Below are 19,446 nucleotides of genomic sequence, written 5' to 3'. Positions count from 1 at the left end.
CATGTCGCGTCGCCCCAACCCGCTCGACGGCTTCACCATCGACCCCGACGCAATCAGCTATGTCGGCGAGGGCCTGCAGCGGCCCGAATGCATTCTGGCCGAGCGCGACGGCTCGCTCTGGAGTGCCGATGCGCGCGGCGGCGTCGTCCATATCAGGCCAGACGGCACGCAGCAGCTGATCGTGCAGACGGCGAGCCGCGGTTTTGCCGAGGCCGCCGACGAGGAGGCACGCTTCGTCTCCGGCACCTTGCCGAACGGCCTCGCCTTCGCCCGCAATGGCGACGTGCTGATCTCGAATTTCGGCACCGATCGGCTGGAGGTAATGACCCGCTCCGGCGAGACCCGCGTGCTGGTCGACAGCATCGACGGGCAGGCGATCGGCAAGGTCAATTTCGTGCTGCGCGACAGCAAGGACCGGATCTGGCTGACGATCTCGACCCGAACGACAAACTGGATGCGGGCGATGAGCCCCAATGTCCGCGACGGCTATGTCGCGCTCTATGATGGCGGACGGCTGCGGATCGTCGCCGATGGATTCGCCTTCACCAACGAGATCCGGCTCGCTGCCAGCGAGGAATGGCTCTACGTCGCCGAGACCTGCGCCTGCCGGGTGACGCGGCTGCGCGTCGGGGCCGATGGCAGCCTGACCGACCGCGAGATTTTCGGCCCGAGCGACCATGGCGCCTTTATCGACGGCATCGCCTTCGACGCCCATGGCAATCTCTGGGGTACGCATGTGATGCTCGACCGGGTCTTCGCGATCACGCCGCAAGGGGACCTGCGCATCCTGCTCGACGACGATCGCGGCAGCACGGCCGGCAAGGCGCTGATGGCCGCCTTCGCCCGCGACGAGGTGACGCCCGAGCTGATGCTCGCCTGCGGCGGCACGATCGCGCCCTGGTTCGCCAGCATCACCTTCGGCGGCGCCGATCTTCGCACCGCCCATATCGGCAGCCTGCGCGGCAGCCGCATCCCCTTTTTCAGATCGCCCGTCGCCGGCCTGCCGATGGCGCACTGGCACGACCGCTAGCAACGACGAACAAGACAATGGGAGGAATTCACATGAAGGGTCTGGTCTCGGCGCTCGCTGTCGCCACCGCATTGTTCGGCGCTCTGCCCGCCGCCGCCGAAATCTCGGACGGCGCCGTCAAGATCGGCGTGCTCACCGACATGTCTGGCGTCTATTCCGACATCACCGGCAAGGGCTCGATCACCGCCGCCCGTATGGCGGTCGAGGACTGCCTTAAGGCGGAATGCTCGGGCATGAAGATCGAGGTGGTCTCGGCCGACCATCAGAACAAGGCCGATGTCGGCTCGGCGATCGCGCGGGAATGGATCGACCGGCAGGGTGTCGATGTGCTCGCCGACATGTCGAACGCCTCGCTGCAGCTCGCCATCCCGCCGCTGCTGAAGGACAAGAACCGCGTCGGCCTCTTCCCCGGCGGCACGGCACGCCTGACCGGCGACGCCTGCCAGCCCGACCATGTCGTCCAGTGGATGTGGGACACCTATGTCCAGGTCGCAGGGATCGCCAACCACCTGACCAAGCCCGGCACCAAATGGTATCTGGTCACCGCCGACTATGCGCTCGGTCACCAGCTCGAGGCCGATGCCAAAACGCTCGTCACCGCCAAGGGCGGCAGCTATGTCGGCTCGGTCCGGCACGCCTTCCCGGCTGTCGACCTGTCCTCGCAGCTCCTGACCGCACAGGGCTCCGGCGCCGACCTGATCGCGCTCGCCAATGCCGGCGGCGACACCGTCGCCGGGATCAAGACCGCCCGCGATTTCGGCATCGGCCAGGGCAAGCAGAAGCTGGTCGCCTTCTTCCTGACCGCGATGGACGTGAAGAGCGTCGGCCTCGCCTCGGCGCAAGGCACGATCCTGACCGAGGGCTTCTACTGGGATATCGACGAGCGCACCCGCGCCTTCTCCGAACGCTTCAAGGCGGCGCACGGCGCGGTGCCCTCGGCGATCCAGGCCGGCGTCTACTCCTCGGTCCGGCACTATCTCAAGGCGGTCGCCGCGGCGAAGTCGGACGAGGCCAAGACGGTGATCGCCAGGATGCGCGAACTCCCGATCGAGGACGAGGTCGTGCGCAACGCCAAGCTCCGCGAGGACGGGCGCATGGTGCACGATTTCTACGTCTTCCAGGTCAAGAAGCCGGCCGAATCGAAAAGCGAATGGGATCTCTACGATCTCGTCGCCACCATCCCCGGCGACCAGGCCTTCCGCCCGCTGGCCCAGAGCACCTGCCCGGCGATCAAGAAGTAGCAAGCACGCCGTCATTCCGGGGCTTCGCGCAGCGAAGGGCCCGGAACCCAGAACCGATGTCGGTTGTCACGATCGCGCTGCGACCGATGCGCCTTTCTAGCTCTTGTCTCGGTTCTGGATTCCGGGCTCAGGCCTGCGGCCTGCCCCGGAAAGACGGAGCCTCAAGCGACGCGGCGCAGCTCCTCCCCGGTGACGCCGAGGCTGCTCAGCAACTGGCTGCGCACCTCGGCGAAGCGCCGATGCCGCGCCCCGGCTTCTGCCGGCAGGTCGACATTGACGTCGACGATGAAGCGCCCCTCGTCGAGCACCAGCACGCGCTGGGCGAGGTGGATCGCTTCGTCGACGTCATGGGTCACGAGCAGCACGGCGGGACGATGACGGGCGCAGAGATCGAGCAGAAGCGCCTGCATGCGCAGTCGGGTCAGCGCATCGAGCGCGCCGAAGGGCTCGTCGAGTAGCAGGAGCTCGGGCTCGCGCACCAGCGAGCGTGCGAGGGCGGCACGCTGCTGCTCGCCGCCAGAAAGCTGCGTCGGCCAGGCCTGCGCCCGCGCCGTCAGCTCGACCTCGGCGAGGGCGTGGAGAGCGCGTTCGCGCGGCGTCTCGCCTCTCAGCCCGAGCGAGACGTTGTCGACGACCTTCTTCCATGGCAGCAGGCGCGCATCCTGAAAGACCACCGAGACGCCATCGGGCGTACCGAGCCGGCCGGAGCCCGGCACGCCATGATCGAGTCCGGCGAGCGCGCGCAGGAAGGTGCTCTTGCCGGAACCGGAGCGGCCGAGCAGAGCGACGAACTCGCCGCGGCCGATGTCGAGATCGACGCCGTCGATGATGGTGCGCTCGCCATAGCGGCGGGTGAGGCCGCGCACCTCGACGACTGGCGGCTGGGTCAATCGGCCAGAATCTTGCGCCATGGCAGAGCCTTTCGGGTGATGAAGCGCACCAGCCAGTCCGAGCTCAGGCCGAGCGCGGCATAGACGGCCAGGCACAGGATGATGACCTCGGTCTGGCCATAGGTGCGGGCGAGGTTGATCATGTAGCCGAGGCCGGAGGTGGCATTGACCTGCTCGACCACGACGAGAGCGAGCCAAGAGTAGGTGACGCCGAAGCGCAGGCCGAGCAGGAAGCCGGGCAGCGCCGCCGGCAGCACGACATGGCGCAAGAACTGCGCGTTGCTGAGATCGAGCGTCTCGGCCAGCTCGATGAAGCGTGCATCGGTCGAGCGCAGGCCGTCATGGGTCTGGATATAGATCGGCGCGAAGGTGATCAGCGCGATCGTCAGGACCTTCATGCTCTCGCCGATGCCGAACCAGAGCATCAGCAGCGGGATCAGCGCCAGGGCGGGAATAGCGCGCTTGATCTGGATCGGGCCGTCGACGAGGTATTCGCCGATGCGGCTGAGGCCCGCGATGACGCCGAGCGAGGCGCCGGCAATGATGCCCCAAAACAGGCCCCAGAACGAGCGCTGGAACGAGGTCCAGAGGTTCTCCTGCAGGCGCCCGTCCTGGATCAGCTCCCAGCCGGTGGTCGCCACCGTCCAGGGTGCCGAGAGGATGCGGTCGTCGATATAGCCGGTGGCCGAACCAATGCTCCAGAGGATCAGCAGCAGGGCCGGGCCGAGCGCGGCGCCATAGGGGATCGGCCGGCCGGGGCCGAGCTTGCGCCGGCGGCGGGGCTTCTCGGCCGTGCCGGCAGGCTGCGCTCGGGAGAGCTTGAGCCAGGCCGGGTCGGCGGCGCCATGCGCGCTGGAGAGCGAGATGTCAGCCATGGCTCACTCTCCCTGATAGGCCGCGCCGGCGACCTGCTCGAAGCGCCGGTCGAACAGCGTCGCGGCTTTGAGCACCGGCTTCTTCAGTTCGGCGGCGAGGAGGTCGATGGTTTCCTGCTGGCGCTCGATCGCCCCGCCCCAGTCGAGCGGCACGTCGGGATCACCGTTCGATTCGACCAGGAAGCGGCCGGAATCGGCCTTCAGCCCCTGGTCCTTGACGTAATAGCCCTTGATCCACTCCTCGGGATGGGTCTCGATCCACTTCGTGGCGCGTCCCCAGGCCTGGACATAGGCGCGGATCGCCGCCGCCTTGCCGGGGTCCTCCAGCGAGGCCTTCACCACGTAGAGATAGGCCGGGTCGTCGCGCAGGCCATGCGGCAGGGCCCTGGCGCCGTCGCGCTCGTAATTCTGGACGAAGCGCTGCTTGTTCGCCTCCGCAATCGGCGCCGCATCGACGAGCTTGCTCGCGAGCGCGTTGACATAGGCGTCGCCGACGCTCGGCAATTCGACGAGCTGGACCTCATCATGCCTGAGATTCAGCTTCTTCAGAACGCGCAGCACGAGCGCGCCCTGGGCTTGGCCGGGGCTGAAGGCGATCTTGCGGCCCTTGATGCCCTCGAGCTTCGTAATGCCGGAGCCCGGCGCCGTGGCGATCACATAGATCGGATGGCCGATCGGGTCGCGCCGGAACTTGGCGGCGACGATCCTGACCTCGAGCCCGGTCCATTGCGCATGGATCGGCGGGATGTCGGCGACCGAGCCGATGTCCAGCGCCTTGGCCCGAAAGGCCTCGATCGTCTGCGGACCGCCGGAGATGTTGGCCCATTCGACTTTGAACGGCAGCTTGGCGAGCTCTCCCGACAAAGTGAGTGCGACCCTCGTCTGGGGATCGCCGATCACCAAGGTCGTTCCCGGCGGAACGCGCTCGGGGATCGCTGCGGTTTCCGGCAGCTTCTGAGCTGCGGCGAGGCCGGGCAGCAGAGCGGCGACAAGCGGCAGGAGATAGGTCAATTTCATCGGATGTCCTTTGCGGGCCAGCAAGGCCCGTCGCGTCTTGGCTGGATCGAAAAGGCTCGCCGGGCAGGCTCAGGCGCTCTTGCGCTGCTCTGCGGCGAAGAGGCTGTCCGGGCGCGGCAACCCGTAATGGTCGCGCAGCGTCGCGCCGGAATATTCATGCCGGAACAGGCCGCGCTGGCGCAGGATCGGCACGACCTCGGCGACGAACGTGTCGAAGCCGCCGGTGAGATAAGGCGGCATCACATTGAACCCGTCGGCGGCACCCTGCTCGAACCAGGTCTGGATCTCGCCCGCGACATGCTCAGGCGTGCCGACGACGACACGATGCCCGCGCGCACCGGCAAGGCGCTGGATCAGCTGACGGATCGTCGGATTCTCGCGATCGACGATGTCGACGACGAGCTGGAAGCGGCTCGCCAGCCCCTTCGGCCCATTCGTATCGATAATATGGCGCGGTACGGGTCCATCGAGATCGTAACCACTGAGGTCGACGCCGATCATGCGCTTGAGCTGGTCGAGCGAGGCGGCGGGCTGGATCAGCGCGTTGATCTCCTCCTCGAGCCGATCGGCTTCGGTCTGCGTCGAGCCAAGGAAGGGGCTGATCCCGGGCAGGATGCGTAAGTGATCCGGCCGGCGGCCGAGAGCGGCCGCGCGAGCCTTGATGTCGGAGTAAAATTCCTGCGCGCTGGCGAGCGTTTGATGCGCCGTGAAGATCGCCTCGGCGAACTGAGCCGCGAAGGAGCGACCGTCCTCGGAGGAGCCTGCCTGGACGTAGACCGGCCGCCCCTGCGGCGAACGCGAGACGTTGAGCGGCCCGCGGACGCGGTAATGCTTGCCGACATGATCGATGCGGTGGACCTTGTCGGCATCGGCAAAGATGCCGGTCTGCGGATCGGCGACGAGGGCGCCGTCCTCCCAGCTATCCCAGAGCTTGGTGACGACATCCAGGAATTCACGCGCCTTCTCGTAGCGCTCGCCATGCGGCGGGTGCTCCGGCAGGCCGAAATTATGGGCGGCACCGGCATCGCTCGTGGTGACGATATTCCAGCCGGCGCGGCCGCCGCTGATATGGTCGAGCGAGGCGAACAGCCGGGCGAGGTTGTAGGGCTCGTTATAGGTGGTCGAGGCCGTGCCAATCAGGCCGATCTTCTCGGTGGCCGCGGCGATCGCGGTCAGCCAGGTGACGGGCTCGAAGCGAACGCGCGAGGAATAGCGGACGTTCTCCGCCAGGGACGGCCCGTCGGCGAGGAAGACCGCATCGAACTTCGCAGCTTCGGCCTTCCGGGCCAGCTCCTGATAATAGCGGATATCGAGCACCCGCGCCGGCTCGGAGTCCTTGTAGCGCCAGGCGGCCTCGTGATGGCCGCCCGGATAGATGAACAGGTTGAGCGTGAGCTGGCGGCCAGCATTGGACATCGCGGACCTCGCATCGAGCGAATATTATGAGGGGGCGCGAACTTCGCGACCTCTGTCATTCACGATGACGGGCAGCACTGCAGATGGTCAAGAGAAGTGTTTTTTAAAAAGAACGCTCATGAGAGGAGATTTCATCGGCTAATTCGAGGCGAATTGAATGCCTATATCAGAATAGAATTCTGATAATACATGAGCCATTGGTAATAATTCTCTATTTTTGGCTCAGTATTTGAAATAATGAACCTCCGCTAGCCTCGTAACTCCGACACGGCTCCTAGGCGACACGCTGGGCACCGCGCGGATCAGGCCACGGTTGCGAACGCCACCCGGCTTTTTGAAGATCGCATGTCCGGAAAGTCGAACTCACGTCCGGATGGCAAGCGCCTGACGCGTCGCGCTGGGGCCAACGGCATGCTCGGTATCGCGGTGGCGAAATTATCCGTCGATCGGGCCGAAGGCCGGAACCCAGCGTCTTTGCGTCTTCAGAAGCGTTCGCGCCTCACTGAGGCGTCTCGCCAGGGAAACCGGAGATCGGATCTGTCAGGGAGATTTGGTGGAGCCAGGCGGAATCGAACCGCCGACCTCTTGAATGCCATTCAAGCGCTCTCCCAACTGAGCTATGGCCCCACTCTGCCGGCCTTCTTGGGGAAAGGCCGGGAAATCGTCGCGGTCCTGAAGGCTCTCTAGAGCCGGCCCGCGCCCGCCGCCGCAGCGACGAAGCGCTCTATAGGCAAGCTTGCGCCGAGACACAAGCACTGATGTCACGTTCCTGTCGCGCTTTTTTCCAAGGCGCGACTTTGACGCAATCTCGACCCGACTCAGACGTCCTCGTCGCCCTCGATGTCGCCATCGATCAGGTCGGCGACATCATCGTCGCCTTCCTCATCCTCCTCCAGGAAGGTGTCGTCATCGGTGGCGGCGCCGTCATCCTCGATCTCGATGTCGTCGTCGCTGGTGACCACCGGCTCCTTCTCGGCGGCTTCCGCATCGGCGTCGTCGAGCGAGACGAGCTCGACCGCGCCGTCGGCGGCATCGACCTCTTCCTCATCATCGCTCGGCTTGGGCGCAGGCGCCGCCGCCGCCGCTGCCTTGGCCTGCGGCTCGAACAGCGAGCGCGGGTAGGACTGGCCGGTATAGGGCGAAACGATCGGATCCTTGTCGAGATCGTAGAATTTGCGCCCCGTTACCGGGCAGACGCGCTTGGTGCCAAGTTCCGGTTTCGCCACTGCGTCGGACCTTCGTGTTCGTGCTGAGTTCGAAAAAAGCAGGGGCGTCCGTTAGTCGGGCCAAGCGTCCCTGTCAAATCCTGATTGAGTCAAGGCGCAAGTCCACGACGCCGGCTGCAAAACCGCTTCGCATCATCGCCTCCGGTGCTTTAGAAGTCTGCCCGCCTTATTGCCAGATGAAAGACGATGCCGTGCCCGACGCCCAGCCGCCCGCTTCCGCGACCAACGGGGCTCGCCTGGTCATCGCCGTCGACGGTCCGGCAGCCTCCGGCAAGGGTACCCTGGCGCGCCGACTCGCCGCCCATTTCGGCCTGCCCTATCTCGACACCGGCCTGCTTTACCGCATGGTCGCCCGCACCATGCTCGATGCTGGCGAGTTACTCGACGATACGGAAGCTGCCGCTGCCACGGCCGCAGGCTTCGACGATACCGCGATCGACGAGGCGCGGCTGCGTGGCCGCGAGATCGGCGAGGCCGCCTCCGTCGTGGCTGCGCTGCCCACGGTCCGGCGCGCTCTGATCGACCGGCAACGCCGCTTCGCCGCGGGCGGTGCCGGAGCCGTACTCGACGGGCGCGACATCGGCACGGTGATCTGCCCTGACGCGACGGTGAAGCTCTTCGTCACCGCGACCCCCGAAGTCCGTGCTGCGCGCCGACACAAGGAATTGGCCGGGCGCGGCGAAGCCGCGACCCTCGACGGCATCCTGACCGATATCCGCCGCCGCGATGCCAGGGATTCAGGCCGCGGCGACGCCCCGCTGAAGGCTGCGGAAGACGCTGTCCTGCTCGACACCTCGGCGCTCGGCGTCGAGGAGGCCTTCCAGGCGGCACTTGCCATCGTCGAGAGCCGCAGACGGGGCTAGCCCTCCGGCCCTCCGGCCCACCGGCTCATCCGAGGCAGTGCCCAGTTTTCAGGCTGATGCTCTCGCTTTCGTGCGCTTTCGTGCTTGGCGCGAATCGAAACAGGGCGCAGACTTCGATGACATTCGTTTGAAGCCTGCCTTCGTCCGAAACTCGACCTCCTTTCGGCGTCACGCTTCGACGACAGATGACGGAGGTTTCGATGCGGCGCTGGCTGTTCGGTCTCTTTTGTCTCGCGGTGGCCGGTGCCTGGCCCGCCGCCGCGCCCAATGCGCAGCAAGCGGCCGCGCCGCCCGAGGAAGTCGACGTCGCGCTGGTGCTGGCGGTCGACGTCTCTTATTCGATGGATCTCGACGAGCTCGCCTTGCAGCGCAACGGCTATATCGAAGCCTTCCGCTCGAAGCAGCTGCACGAGGCGATCGCCAAGGGCGCGATCGGCAAGATCGCCGTGACCTATTTCGAATGGGCGGGCGGCGACTTCCAGCACATCGTCAAGCCCTGGACCGTGATCGAGACCCCGCAATCGGCGATCGCCTTCGCCGAGGAGCTCGGCGAGGCGCCGACCCGGCGCGGCCGGCGCACCTCGATCTCCGGCGCGATCGACCTCGCAGTCTCGCTGCTCGAGACGAGCAATGTCGCGGCGATGCGCCGTGTCATCGACATCTCCGGCGACGGCGCCAACAATGACGGCCGTCCGGTGACGCAGGCCCGCGACGCCGCCCGCGACAAGGGCATCTCCATCAACGGCTTGCCGGTGATGCTGAAGCAGGCGAGCTATTTCGACATCGACAACCTCGACGTCTACTACGAGGAGTGCGTCATCACCGGCATCGGCGCCTTCGTGATCCCGATCCGCGAGCGCAAGCAGTTCGTCGATGCGACCCGGACCAAGTTGGTGCGTGAGATCGCGGAAATGCCGGCCTCGGGACCTGAAGCCCTGGTCCAAAAGGCGCAGCAAGCCCCGGCATCGCGTCTCTCCTGCCTGCAGGGCGAGCGGCAATGGCGCGACCGGATGGGGAACTGAGCCTCAGGCCTTGCCGGCGCGGATCCCGGCGCTGGCATGGAAAAGGATCAGCGTCGCCACGCCGATCACCGACATCACGATTGGCAAGGGCAGCGCGCCGCCCTTGAGCAGATGGCCGACGAGCAGGCCGACGCAGGCCGCGAGCAGCATCTGGCACAGACCGGTCAAGGACGAGGCCGCGCCCACCCGCTCGGGGAAGGGCATCATCGCCGCGGCCTGGGCCTGCGGCATGGTCAGGCCGATGCCGCAGGCATAGAGCGCCATCGGACCGATGACGCCGAACGGCCCACCGAAACCGGTCGCAACGCAGACCAGCATGGCGAGCCCGCCCGCGGCGAGGCAGGCAACGCCGAGCGCGATCACGCCGTCCAGCCCGCGCCGCCCAACCAGGCGCTGCGCGATGATCGTGCCGAGGATGAAGCCGAGCACGGCACAACCGAAGGAGAGGCCGTAGGCCGGCGCCGACAGGCCGTAGACCCCCATCAGCACGAAGGAGGACCCCGAGATGAAGGCGAAGAGCCCGGCATAGGCGAGCGCGGTCAGGGCGACGTAGACCCGGTAAGCCCGGTTCTGCAGCAGCAGCCGATAGCCGCGGACGATCGCGAACGGGGAAAGACGCTCGGGTGAACGCTGACGCAATGTCTCCGGCATGATCGTCACGACGATGGCGAGCATGGCGAGTGCAAAGACGAGCGAGGCGAGGAAGGTCGAGCGCCAGCCGAAGGCGTTTTGCAGCACGCCGCCGATCACAGGGGCGATCGCCGGGACGAGGCCCATGATCATGCCCATGCGCGCGAGCTCGCGGCCAGCGCGCGGCCCCTCATAGAGATCGCGGACCATGGCCCGGCCGAGCACGATCGGGCCCGACGCGCCGAGCGCCTGGGCAAAGCGGGCGCCGATCAGCGCCTCGATGGACGGCGCGAAAGCGCAGGCGAGCGTCGTAACGATGAACAGGCCGAGCCCGATCATCAGCACCGGCCGTCGGCCGAGCCGGTCGGAGAGCGGCCCCCAGATGACCTGGCCGGCGGCATAACCGAACAGGAAAGCCGAGAGCGTCGCCTGCGCGCCGGCGAAATCCGTTCCCATCACCCGCGCGATCTCGGGCAGGGAGGGCAAATAGAAATCGGTCGAAAGCGGGCCGAGCGCCGTCAGCATGGCGAGGACGGCGGTCATCGCCAGCGTGTCGGGGCGCAGGGGCATGGTTCGGCGGCTCTCGGTCGGTGGCCGCCGGTTTATGTCGCCCCTGCCAGCCTGTCGAGGCGGCAGCACGGACTGTCAGCGGAAGAAGATGAGCGTCTCAAGCAGGAAGAGCGGGATCAGGATCGCGCCGGACCAGAGCATGTAGCCGAAGAAGCTCGGCATCGCGACCTTCCGGTCCTTGGCGATGGCGTAGACCATGAAGTTGGGAGCGTTGCCGATATAGGAGTTGGCGCCCATGAAGACGGCGCCGGCCGAGATCGCGGTCAGCGTCAGCGCTCCGGTCGTCATCAGCGCCTTGGGATCGCCGCCGGCGAGCTCGAAGAAGACAAGATAGGTCGGGGCGTTGTCGAGGAAGGAGGAGAGCGCACCGGTCAGCCAGAAGTACGCTGTGTTGTTCGGACTGCCATCGGCATTGCTGACGAGGGCGACGAGCGGTGCGAAGGCGCCGTTGCGCCCGGCCTGGAGCATCGCCAGCACCGGGATGATGCAGGCGAAGATGCCGGCGAAGAGCTTGGCGACCTCCCTGATCGGGCCCCAGCTGAACTCGTTTCCGGCGCGCACCGGCTTCGGCGTCAGGACGAGCGAGAGGCCTGCCAGCGCCAGCAAGGCGAGATCGCGCACAAGGTTCTGCCATTCCACGGCGATGCCATGGATGGTGAAGGCAATGCCCGGCTTCCAGCTCGCAGACATCAGGATGGCGAGGATCACGCCACCGAGCAGGAGGATGTTGATCTTGCCGAACAGCTTGATGGCGCGGTCCGGCGTCGGATCGCGCAGCGGCGGGAAATCCTCCTCCTTGCGGAAGAGCCAGCTGTCGAGCGCGTAGAACACGGCGAGCAGGACAACGACCGCGAACAGCGTCTCCGGCAGCAGATGCGTCGTCGTCCAGAAGAAGGAGACGCCGCGCAGGAAGCCGAGGAAGAGCGGCGGGTCTCCGAGCGGCGTCAGCGAGCCGCCGATATTCGAGACCAGGAAGATGAAGAAGACGACGACGTGGACGTTATGGCGCCGGTTGTCATTGGCCCGCAGCACCGGGCGGATCATGATGATCGAGGCGCCGGTGGTGCCGACGAAGCTCGCCATCAGCGTGCCGATCGCGAGCAGCACGGTGTTCGTCACCGGCGTGCCGTGGAGGTTGCCGGTGATCAGGATGCCGCCGGCGATGGTGAACAGCGCAAACAGCAGGATGATAAAGGGGATGTAGTCGAGCAGGCCGGTGTGCAGGAGCGCGCCCAGCGCCGGATCAATGCCACGGAACAGCACGAGCGGCACCACCACCAGAACGGCCCAGAAGGCTGCGAACTTGCCATAGTTCAGCTCCCAGAAATGCGGGAACAGTACCGGACCGAGCGCGATCGAGAGCAGCATGCCGGCGAAGGGCAGCGCCCAGGCGACGCCCATGGTCGCGCCGCCGATGTCGCCGGCGGCGAAGGCGACTTGCGGAGTCAGGGCGAACAGGAGCGTAGCGCCGGCGAGCCTCGTCAGCATGAAAATCGGCCCCTTCCCTGCCCGCTTGCCGCGGGACGTCGTCGCCACCTATCGTCGCGACGGTTATATCAAGGCTATGCGGCTCGCAATCACGCTACCTTATTCCCCTCCCCCCTTGTGGGGAGGGGTTAGGGGTGGGGGGCGCGAAGTCGCGGCGAATCCGGCGGAAAATGGATCGGCCCGCTCCTACAATGCGGCCTTGCACCCAGTCGTTCGCCCGCCATCCCCATACCCTTCCCCACAAGGGGGAAGGGAGGAGGACGTGCCTGCCAGCACGGTGTTCGACAAATGCGATCGTCGAATCCGAACAAGCAGACGAGAGATGAATCGCTATGCCTGCATTCATTCTCGTGGAATAATCTTCTCCTGCGGCGTCCCGCCCGCACCTGATTCGGGACCATCATGTGCCGTTTCCTCGCCTATGCCGGCGCCCCCGTCTTCCTCGAGGACTTCATCGCCTCGCCCTGCCATTCGCTGATCCACCAGTCGCTGCATGCCGAGGAGGCCAAGACCGGCACCAATGGCGACGGTTTCGGCGTCGGCTGGTATGGCGAGCGGGTAGAGCCTGGCCAGTATCGCGAGATCAGGCCGGCCTGGTCGGACGAGAATTTGCTCTCGATCGCGCGCCTGGTGCGCTCGCATCTGTTCTTCGCGCATGTGCGCGCCGCGACCGGTACCGCGACGACGCGGGCGAACTGCCACCCCTTCGTCCATGGCCGGCACCTCTTCATGCATAACGGCCAGATCGGCGGCTATGCCCTGATCAGGCGCCGGCTCGAGAGCCTGATTCCGGACGGCCTCTACGGCGCCCGCGTCGGCACCACCGATTCCGAAGCGCTGTTCCTGCTGGCGCTGGCGCGCATCGCCGAGGGCGCGGCGCCCGGTGAAGCTCTCGCCGGCGCACTCGGCGACGCGCTGGCGCTGATGCAGGAGGCCGGCGTGCGCGAGCCCCTGCGCTGCGCCGCCGCGCTCGCCGATGGCGAGACGATCCATGCGGTGCGCTGGTCCTCCGACACGAAACCGCCGACGCTCTACCTCTGCGATCGCGGCGATGCGGTGATCATCGCTTCCGAACCGGTCGATGCTGCCCGCGACTGCTGGCAGGCGCTGCCCTGCAACACACTGGTTTCGGCCAAGGCCGGCGCGGTCAGCATGACCCCGTTCGCAGTGGGATCGCGGCAGGCGGCCGCCTGACCCAGCTTGCGCACGCGCACAGCCTGCGTCACATCGCAGGCCTATGCGCGCCTTCGACACAGCCCTTCCGATCGACGCGGTTCTCGACGCCCTCGCGGGCTCCCTGCGCGAGCGGCCGAATGCCGTGCTCGTCGCCCCACCCGGCGCCGGCAAGACCACGCGCGTGCCGCTTGCTCTGCTCGATGAGCCCTGGGCCAAAGGCGGCAAGCTGATCGTTCTGGAGCCGCGGCGACTTGCAGCGCGCGGTGCGGCCAACCGCATGGCGCAAACGCTCGGCGAGCGCGTCGGCGAGACCGTGGGCCTGCGCGTCCGGCTCGGCTCGAAGATCGGGCCGAAGACGCGGATCGAGGTCGTCACCGAAGGCGTCTTCGCCCGGATGATCCTCGACGATCCCGCGCTCGACGGCATCGCTGCCGTGCTGTTCGACGAATTCCACGAGCGCTCGCTCGACGCCGATTTCGGCCTGGCGCTGGCGCTCGATGCGCAGGCCGGCCTGCGCGAGGATCTGCGCATCCTCGTGATGTCGGCGACGCTGGACGGCGCGCGTGTCGCCAGACTCCTCGGCGATGCCGCGGTGATCGAGAGCGAAGGCCGGGCCTACCCGGTCGAGACGCGCTATCTTGGCCGCGACCCGCTGAAGCGAATCGAGGACCAGGTCACCGAGGCTGTCCTGCAGGCGCTGAACGAGCAGGCCGGCTCGCTGCTCGTCTTCCTGCCAGGCCAGGGCGAGATCAAGCGTGTCGAGGAACGCCTGCGCGAGAAGATCCGTGATCCCTCGATCGAGATCGCGCCGCTCTATGGCGCACTCGACCAAGCCGAGCAGGACCGCGCCGTGCTGCCGGCGCCCAAAACCAGGCGCAAGGTCGTGCTCGCAACCTCGATCGCCGAGACCTCGCTGACGATCGAGGGCGTGCGCGTCGTCATCGATTCCGGCCTTGCCCGCGTGCCGGTCTACGAGCCCGATATCGGCGTCACCCGCCTCATCACCCAGCGCGCCAGCAAGGCGGCGTCCGACCAGCGCCGTGGCCGCGCCGGCCGCACCGAGCCCGGCACCTGCTACCGTCTCTGGGAGGAGGCGGGCAACGGCGCGCTCGAAGCCTTCGCCCGGCCTGAAATCCTCTCCGCCGATCTCGCCCCGTTGTTGCTCGACTGCGCCGCCTGGGGCGTCTCCGATCCGACCACGCTCTCTTTCCTCGATCCGCCGCCCGCACCGGCACTGAAGGAAGCACGGACGCTTCTGGCCGACCTGGACGCGTTGGATCCGGACGGACGCATCACCGAAGACGGCAAGGCGCTGCAGGTGCTGCCACTGCCGCCACGGCTGGCGCATATGGTCGTCGGCGCGGCGCATCATCGCCAGGCCGAGCCCGCCGCCCTGCTGGCGGCTCTGCTGGTCGAGCGCGGGCTTGGTGGCGATGCGATCGACCTCGCCGAGCGACTGGAGCGCTTCGGGCGCGAGCGCGGCGGCCGCGCCGGCGACATGCGCCGCCTCGCCGAGGGCTGGGCACGGCAGGCGTCGAGCAAGGTATCGGCAGGAGAAGAGCAACCGCTCTCCGTAGGCTTTTTGCTGGCGCTCGCTTTTCCCGATCGCGTCGCCAGGGCGCGCCAGCCCGGCTCGGGGCAGTATCTGCTCGCCAATGGCCGCGGCGCTGCGCTCGAACCCGGCCAGAGGCTGGCGCGCGAGCCCTATCTCGTCGTCGGGGAGATGACCGGTTCGGCACAGCAGGCCCGTATCCTCAGCTCCGCCGCGATCAACGAAGCCGAGATCGCCGCGCTCGCCGCCTCGGGCCTGATCCGGATCGCGCTGTCGGAGCGCAACGAGACAGTGTTTGATCGAACGGCGCGGGCGCTGCGAGCCCGCGCCGCCCGCAAATACGGCGCTCTGGTGCTGGCCGAGCGCCCTTTGCCGGTCGAGGCCTCGCCGGAGAATGCCGAGGTGCTGGCGAGGGGGATCGCCGCGCTCGGAGTCGAGACGCTGCCCTGGAGCAAGGGGCAGCAGCAATTGCGCGAGCGCGTCGCCTTCCTGCGCGCGGCCGAAGAGCCGGATGCCGGCTGGCCCGACCTGTCCGACAGCGGGCTCGCCGGCAGCGCCATGGACTGGCTCGCGCCGAACATCGTCGGCCGAAGCTCGCTGGCGGCGATCACGCCAGGCGACCTCGACGCGGCGCTTTCGACCCTGCTGCCCTGGGAGCTGAAGCGGCGGCTCGATGCGGAGGCGCCGACGCATTTTGCGGCTCCGACCGGCTCGCAGCTCGCAGTCGACTATGGCGCCGAGGCGGGTCCGACGATCTCGGTCCGGGTGCAGGAGCTCTACGGGCTGGCGCAGCACCCTTCGCTCGCCGGTGGGCGCGTGCCGCTCGTGCTGGAGTTGCTGTCGCCCGCGCACAGGCCAATCCAGGTCACTCGCGACCTGCCGGGCTTCTGGCGCGGCTCCTGGGCGGCGGTGAAGGCTGAGATGAAAGGGCGCTATCCGCGCCATCCCTGGCCGGACGACCCGTCCGCAGCAGCGCCGACGACCCGCGCCAAGCCGCGCGGGACCTGACGGATCAACCGCCGAACAGGCGCTCGAAGAAGTTCTTCTCCTGCGGCGCCGGCGGCGTCCAGGCACGGTCGCCAGTGGCGGCCTGCTGGGTTCGCGGCGACGGCGCGACGCCGGCAACCGGCTCGCCGGTGTCGAAGATCGATTTCGGCGCAGACTGCCAGAGCCCGCCCGGCAGCTGCACCGGCTGCTGGCCGGCATGGGCCGCCTTCATGTACTTGCCCCAGATCTCGGCCGGCAAGCCGGCGCCTGTCACGCGCTTCATCGTCGAGTTGTCATCGTTGCCGACCCAGACGGCCGTGACGAGGCGCCCGGTGAAGCCGACGAACCAGGCGTCGCGATAATCCTGCGTCGTCCCCGACTTGCCGCCGACTTCCCAGCCGGGAAGGTTGACCTTGCTGCCGGTGCCGCCCGTCATCACCGCGTGGAACATGGAATTCATCATCGAAAGCGTCTGCGGCTGGATCACCGGGCCGAAATTGTTCGCCTTGCGGGCGTAGACGACCTTGCCGCTCGTCGACCTGACCTCGCGGATCACATAGGGCAGCACCGACTGCCCGCCATTGGAAAAGGTGGCATAGGCGGCGGTCATCTCGAGCGGCGTCACCTCCGAGGTGCCGAGCGACAGCGACGGATTGGGCTGCAATGACGAGTTGATGCCGAGGCGCTGGGCCGTGCGCACCACCTCGCGCGGCGTCACCTCCTGGATCAGGCGCGCCACGACCGTATTCAGCGAATGGGCGAAGGCCGTCTGCAGCGTGACCGGGCCGCGGAAGGTGCGCGAGAAATTCTCCGGCTCCCAGCCCTTGATCGAGACCGGGGAATCGTCGCGGATCGTATCCGGCGTCAGGCCCTTCTCGATCGCGGTGAGATAGACGAAGGGCTTGAAGGACGAGCCCGGCTGGCGATGCGCAGCGGTGGCGCGGTTGAACTGGCTCTTGGTGTAGTCGCGCCCGCCGATCAGGGCGCGGATCGCCCCGTCCGGCGCCAGCGAGACCACCGCGCCCTGCGAGGCGTTGAGCTTGCTCCCTTGCGCCGAGAGCGCATCGACCAGGATCGTCTCAGCCGAGCTCTGCAGCTTGGTGTCGACCGTGGTCAGGACGGTGACGTCGCCCTCGATCGCGCCGATGAAGTCGTCGAGCACGTCCATGACATAGTCGGCGGCGTAGTTGACCGAACCGGCCCCGACTCGCTCGGGCACCTCGGCCGGCGCGACGAGCGCCGTCTTGGCCGAAGCCTGCGAGATCAGGCCCTGATCGGCCATGGCGGCGACGACGAGCTGGGCGCGCTTCTCGGCCGCTTCGGGATTGCGGTTGGGCGCAAGCCGCGACGGCGCCTGGACGAGGCCGGCGAGCATGGCGGCCTCGGCGATCGAGACCGAGCGCGCCGATTTGTTGAAATAACGCTGCGCCGCCGCCTCGACGCCATAGGCGCCCGAGCCGAAATAGACGCGGTTGAGATAGAGCTCGAGGATCTGGTCCTTGGTGTAAGTCCGCTCCAGCCAGAGCGAGAGGATCGCCTCCTGGATCTTGCGCGCGGCGGTGCGCTCCTGGGTCAGGAACAGATTCTTGGCGAGCTGCTGGGTCAGGGTCGAGCCGCCCTGCACACCGCCACGCTTGGTCAGGTTGTTGACGACGGCGCGGCTGAGCCCGATCGGGTCGATGCCGAAATGCTCATAGAAGCGCTTGTCCTCGATCGCGACGAAGGCCTTGGGCAGATAGGGCGGCACCTCGCCGATCGTGATCGTGCGCCCGCCGGTCTCGCCGCGATTGGCGAGCAGCGTGCCGTCCGCGGCCAGGATCGCGATGTTGGGCGGCCGCTTCGGCACGGTAAGCTGGTCGATCGGCGGCAATTGCGCAGCGTGATAGGCGACCACGCCGCCGAGGCCGAGCACGGCCCAGAGGCCGAGCACGAAGCCCCAGTAGACAATGCGCCCGAAGAAGGAGCCGCGCTTGCGGCGCTGCTTGCGACCGCCGCGCTGCTCGGTCTTCTGACGGCTCGGTTGCTGGCGCGGTGCCACCGGGTTCCTTCCTCCGCGATAGGGGCGGTCGTCGGCCGACAGGCGCAAATCGCCGTCGTCGCGCTCGTAATCGTCGCGCGCACGCTCGAACGACGGCTCGCGCCGCTCTCCGCCTCGTTTCGACCGGTCGTTCATCCCGCCCCGTTCAGGCCCCATCGCCACGCCGCAGTACGCAGCCCGACGATTTTCCAGACAGGATTCAAACATGGCGCTTTTAAGGGGTGGTTAAGCCCGATTTCGGCGAATTTTTCGCGATGGTGAACGAGGGCTCCGCTGTTGCGGATTTGCCGCTCGGCGATTTTGCTGCGCTGCAAACGAAAATGTGACTTGATCGGCATTCCTTGCACAGGGACAAGCGCGGCGGGCGCAGGGTCATTTCTTCGCCAGCAAACACAACTACTTAGATCCATTCAAATCGGACGGAAGGCAACCCGCCCATGCAGGCTCTCAACTCCCCCAGTCGCTACGCACCACAGGCGCTCGCGCTGCTACGCATCGCGACGGCGCTGATCTTCATCGCCCATGGCACGCAAAAGCTGTTCGGTTTCCCGGCTCCGCCGGCCAGCGGGCTGCCGGCGGTGTTCACGCTGTTCTGGTTCGGCGCGATCCTCGAAGCCTTTGGCGGCCTGCTCATCCTGATCGGCCTGTGGACCCGTCCCGTCGCCTTCATCCTCGCGGGCGAGATGGCCTATGCCTACTGGATGTTCCATGCGCCCCGGAACGTCTACCCGCTGCTGAACAATGGCGACGCCGCGATCCTCTATTGCTTCATCTTCTTCTACCTGATCTTCGCCGGCGCCGGAGCCTGGGCTCTCGACAACCGCTCGAAGTGATCCAGAACAGCTGAAACGAAGAAGGCCCGCCCTCGACGAGGGCGGGCCTTTCTCATTCTACTGCTGACTGGATCAGACCGCGGCCGAGATCCAGCGCGACAGATCGCTCTTGGGGGCAGCGCCGACCTTCTGCGAGGCGAGCTTGCCGTCCTTGAACAGCATCAGCGTCGGGATCGAGCGGATGCCGAACTGGGCCGGGATCTGCTGGTTCTCGTCGACATTCATCTTGACGATCTTGACCTTGCCGTTCATCTCGCCGGCGATTTCCTCGAGCGCCGGGCCGATCATCCGGCAGGGGCCGCACCACTCGGCCCAGAAATCCACAACCACCGGCTCGCTCGACTTCAGCACGTCGGCCTCGAAGCTCGCATCGGTCACTTTGATCGTCGCCATGGCTCATCGCCTTTCGATTCGCGCGCGGCAACAACGCCGCCATTCACTGCCGAAGCTATGAACGGGCGGGCACAGGGTCAAGGCTGGCTCACCTTCCGGTGAAGCGGGGCTGCCGTGCTTCCACTGAGAATGGATCGCCGCTTCCCGTCATTGCGAGGAGCGCAGCGACGAAGCAATCCAGAACGGCTCACTCTATGCT

Annotated in this window: 17 protein-coding genes and 1 tRNA gene; 7 read left to right on the top strand and 11 right to left on the bottom strand. The window is 66.9% G+C overall.

Features of this window, described 5'->3' with window-relative positions:
* Position 1 precedes the first annotated feature (1 nt).
* Together B6S44_RS22265 and B6S44_RS22260 are read left to right on the top strand one after the other, a co-directional pair.
* Positions 2 to 1,030 (top strand): SMP-30/gluconolactonase/LRE family protein, encoded by a 1,029-nt coding sequence (locus B6S44_RS22265; RefSeq protein ID WP_129159072.1) that lies wholly within the window; start codon positions 2 to 4, stop codon positions 1,028 to 1,030.
* Positions 1,031 to 1,062: 32 nt separating this feature from the next.
* On the top strand, positions 1,063 to 2,271 hold the full coding sequence (locus tag B6S44_RS22260) for an ABC transporter substrate-binding protein (RefSeq protein WP_129159071.1): 1,209 nt from the start codon (positions 1,063 to 1,065) through the stop codon (positions 2,269 to 2,271).
* Positions 2,272 to 2,432: 161 nt separating this feature from the next.
* Here the strand turns inward: B6S44_RS22260 and B6S44_RS22255 are convergent, their stop codons facing one another.
* The 6 genes from B6S44_RS22255 to B6S44_RS22230 form a co-directional block, all read right to left on the bottom strand.
* A complete protein-coding gene (locus B6S44_RS22255) occupies positions 2,433 to 3,182 on the bottom strand; it encodes an ABC transporter ATP-binding protein (protein ID WP_129159070.1) in 750 nt (249 codons plus the stop codon).
* Positions 3,158 to 4,036, bottom strand: a complete 879-nt coding sequence (locus tag B6S44_RS22250) for an ABC transporter permease (RefSeq protein WP_129159069.1) — start codon at positions 4,034 to 4,036, stop codon at positions 3,158 to 3,160. The genes B6S44_RS22255 and B6S44_RS22250 overlap by 25 nt, the downstream gene beginning before the upstream one ends.
* A 3-nt stretch (positions 4,037 to 4,039) precedes the next feature.
* Positions 4,040 to 5,053, bottom strand: a complete 1,014-nt coding sequence (locus B6S44_RS22245; protein WP_129159068.1) for an ABC transporter substrate-binding protein — start codon at positions 5,051 to 5,053, stop codon at positions 4,040 to 4,042.
* A gap of 69 nt (positions 5,054 to 5,122) precedes the next feature.
* Positions 5,123 to 6,469 carry an LLM class flavin-dependent oxidoreductase gene (locus tag B6S44_RS22240; protein WP_129159067.1) on the bottom strand — a complete coding sequence of 449 codons (1,347 nt, stop codon included), beginning with the start codon at positions 6,467 to 6,469 and terminating at the stop codon, positions 5,123 to 5,125.
* Positions 6,470 to 7,020: 551 nt separating this feature from the next.
* Positions 7,021 to 7,096, bottom strand: a tRNA-Ala gene (locus tag B6S44_RS22235).
* A gap of 191 nt (positions 7,097 to 7,287) precedes the next feature.
* Positions 7,288 to 7,695 carry a TIGR02300 family protein gene (locus B6S44_RS22230; RefSeq protein WP_129159066.1) on the bottom strand — a complete coding sequence of 136 codons (408 nt, stop codon included), beginning with the start codon at positions 7,693 to 7,695 and terminating at the stop codon, positions 7,288 to 7,290.
* A 236-nt stretch (positions 7,696 to 7,931) separates the two neighbouring features.
* Between B6S44_RS22230 and cmk the strand changes: the two genes are divergently transcribed.
* On the top strand, positions 7,932 to 8,558 hold the full coding sequence (gene cmk, locus B6S44_RS22225; RefSeq protein WP_206735223.1) for a (d)CMP kinase: 627 nt from the start codon (positions 7,932 to 7,934) through the stop codon (positions 8,556 to 8,558).
* Positions 8,559 to 8,758: 200 nt separating this feature from the next.
* On the top strand, positions 8,759 to 9,580 hold the full coding sequence (locus B6S44_RS22220) for a DUF1194 domain-containing protein (protein ID WP_129159064.1): 822 nt from the start codon (positions 8,759 to 8,761) through the stop codon (positions 9,578 to 9,580).
* 3 nt (positions 9,581 to 9,583) lie between these two features.
* Here B6S44_RS22220 and B6S44_RS22215 read toward each other — a convergent pair whose 3' ends face one another.
* Together B6S44_RS22215 and B6S44_RS22210 are read right to left on the bottom strand one after the other, a co-directional pair.
* Positions 9,584 to 10,780, bottom strand: a complete 1,197-nt coding sequence (locus tag B6S44_RS22215) for a multidrug effflux MFS transporter (protein WP_129159063.1) — start codon at positions 10,778 to 10,780, stop codon at positions 9,584 to 9,586.
* A gap of 75 nt (positions 10,781 to 10,855) precedes the next feature.
* Positions 10,856 to 12,268, bottom strand: a complete 1,413-nt coding sequence (locus B6S44_RS22210) for a sodium:proton antiporter (RefSeq protein WP_129159062.1) — start codon at positions 12,266 to 12,268, stop codon at positions 10,856 to 10,858.
* Positions 12,269 to 12,670: 402 nt separating this feature from the next.
* Here B6S44_RS22210 and B6S44_RS22205 point away from each other — a divergent pair, with 402 nt between their 5' ends.
* Together B6S44_RS22205 and hrpB are read left to right on the top strand one after the other, a co-directional pair.
* Complete coding sequence (locus tag B6S44_RS22205) at positions 12,671 to 13,462, top strand: class II glutamine amidotransferase (protein WP_129159061.1); 792 nt, start codon at positions 12,671 to 12,673, stop codon at positions 13,460 to 13,462.
* 43 nt (positions 13,463 to 13,505) lie between these two features.
* Positions 13,506 to 16,004, top strand: a complete 2,499-nt coding sequence (gene hrpB, locus B6S44_RS22200; protein WP_129159060.1) for an ATP-dependent helicase HrpB — start codon at positions 13,506 to 13,508, stop codon at positions 16,002 to 16,004.
* Between the two features lie 4 nt (positions 16,005 to 16,008).
* On the opposite strand, the gene B6S44_RS22195 is transcribed toward hrpB, so the two are convergent.
* Both B6S44_RS22195 and B6S44_RS22190 read right to left on the bottom strand, forming a co-directional pair.
* Positions 16,009 to 18,156, bottom strand: a complete 2,148-nt coding sequence (locus B6S44_RS22195; protein ID WP_129159059.1) for a transglycosylase domain-containing protein — start codon at positions 18,154 to 18,156, stop codon at positions 16,009 to 16,011.
* Complete coding sequence (locus tag B6S44_RS22190) at positions 18,153 to 18,359, bottom strand: hypothetical protein (RefSeq protein ID WP_129159058.1); 207 nt, start codon at positions 18,357 to 18,359, stop codon at positions 18,153 to 18,155. Before B6S44_RS22190 ends, B6S44_RS22195 begins: the two co-directional genes overlap by 4 nt.
* 99 nt (positions 18,360 to 18,458) lie before the next feature.
* Between B6S44_RS22190 and B6S44_RS22185 the strand changes: the two genes are divergently transcribed.
* Positions 18,459 to 18,854, top strand: coding sequence for a DoxX family protein (locus B6S44_RS22185; RefSeq protein WP_129159057.1), 396 nt, complete (start codon positions 18,459 to 18,461; stop codon positions 18,852 to 18,854).
* A gap of 72 nt (positions 18,855 to 18,926) precedes the next feature.
* Here B6S44_RS22185 and trxA read toward each other — a convergent pair whose 3' ends face one another.
* A complete protein-coding gene (gene trxA / locus B6S44_RS22180) occupies positions 18,927 to 19,247 on the bottom strand; it encodes a thioredoxin (protein ID WP_129159056.1) in 321 nt (106 codons plus the stop codon).
* Between the last annotated feature and the right edge of the window lie 199 nt (positions 19,248 to 19,446).

The sequence above is a fragment of the Allobosea sp. Tri-44 genome, assembly GCF_004123845.1.
Classification (GTDB): Bacteria; Pseudomonadota; Alphaproteobacteria; order Rhizobiales; family Beijerinckiaceae; genus Allobosea.
Note: the sequence above shows the minus strand (reverse complement) of the source record. Positions and strands in the feature narration are given on the sequence as shown.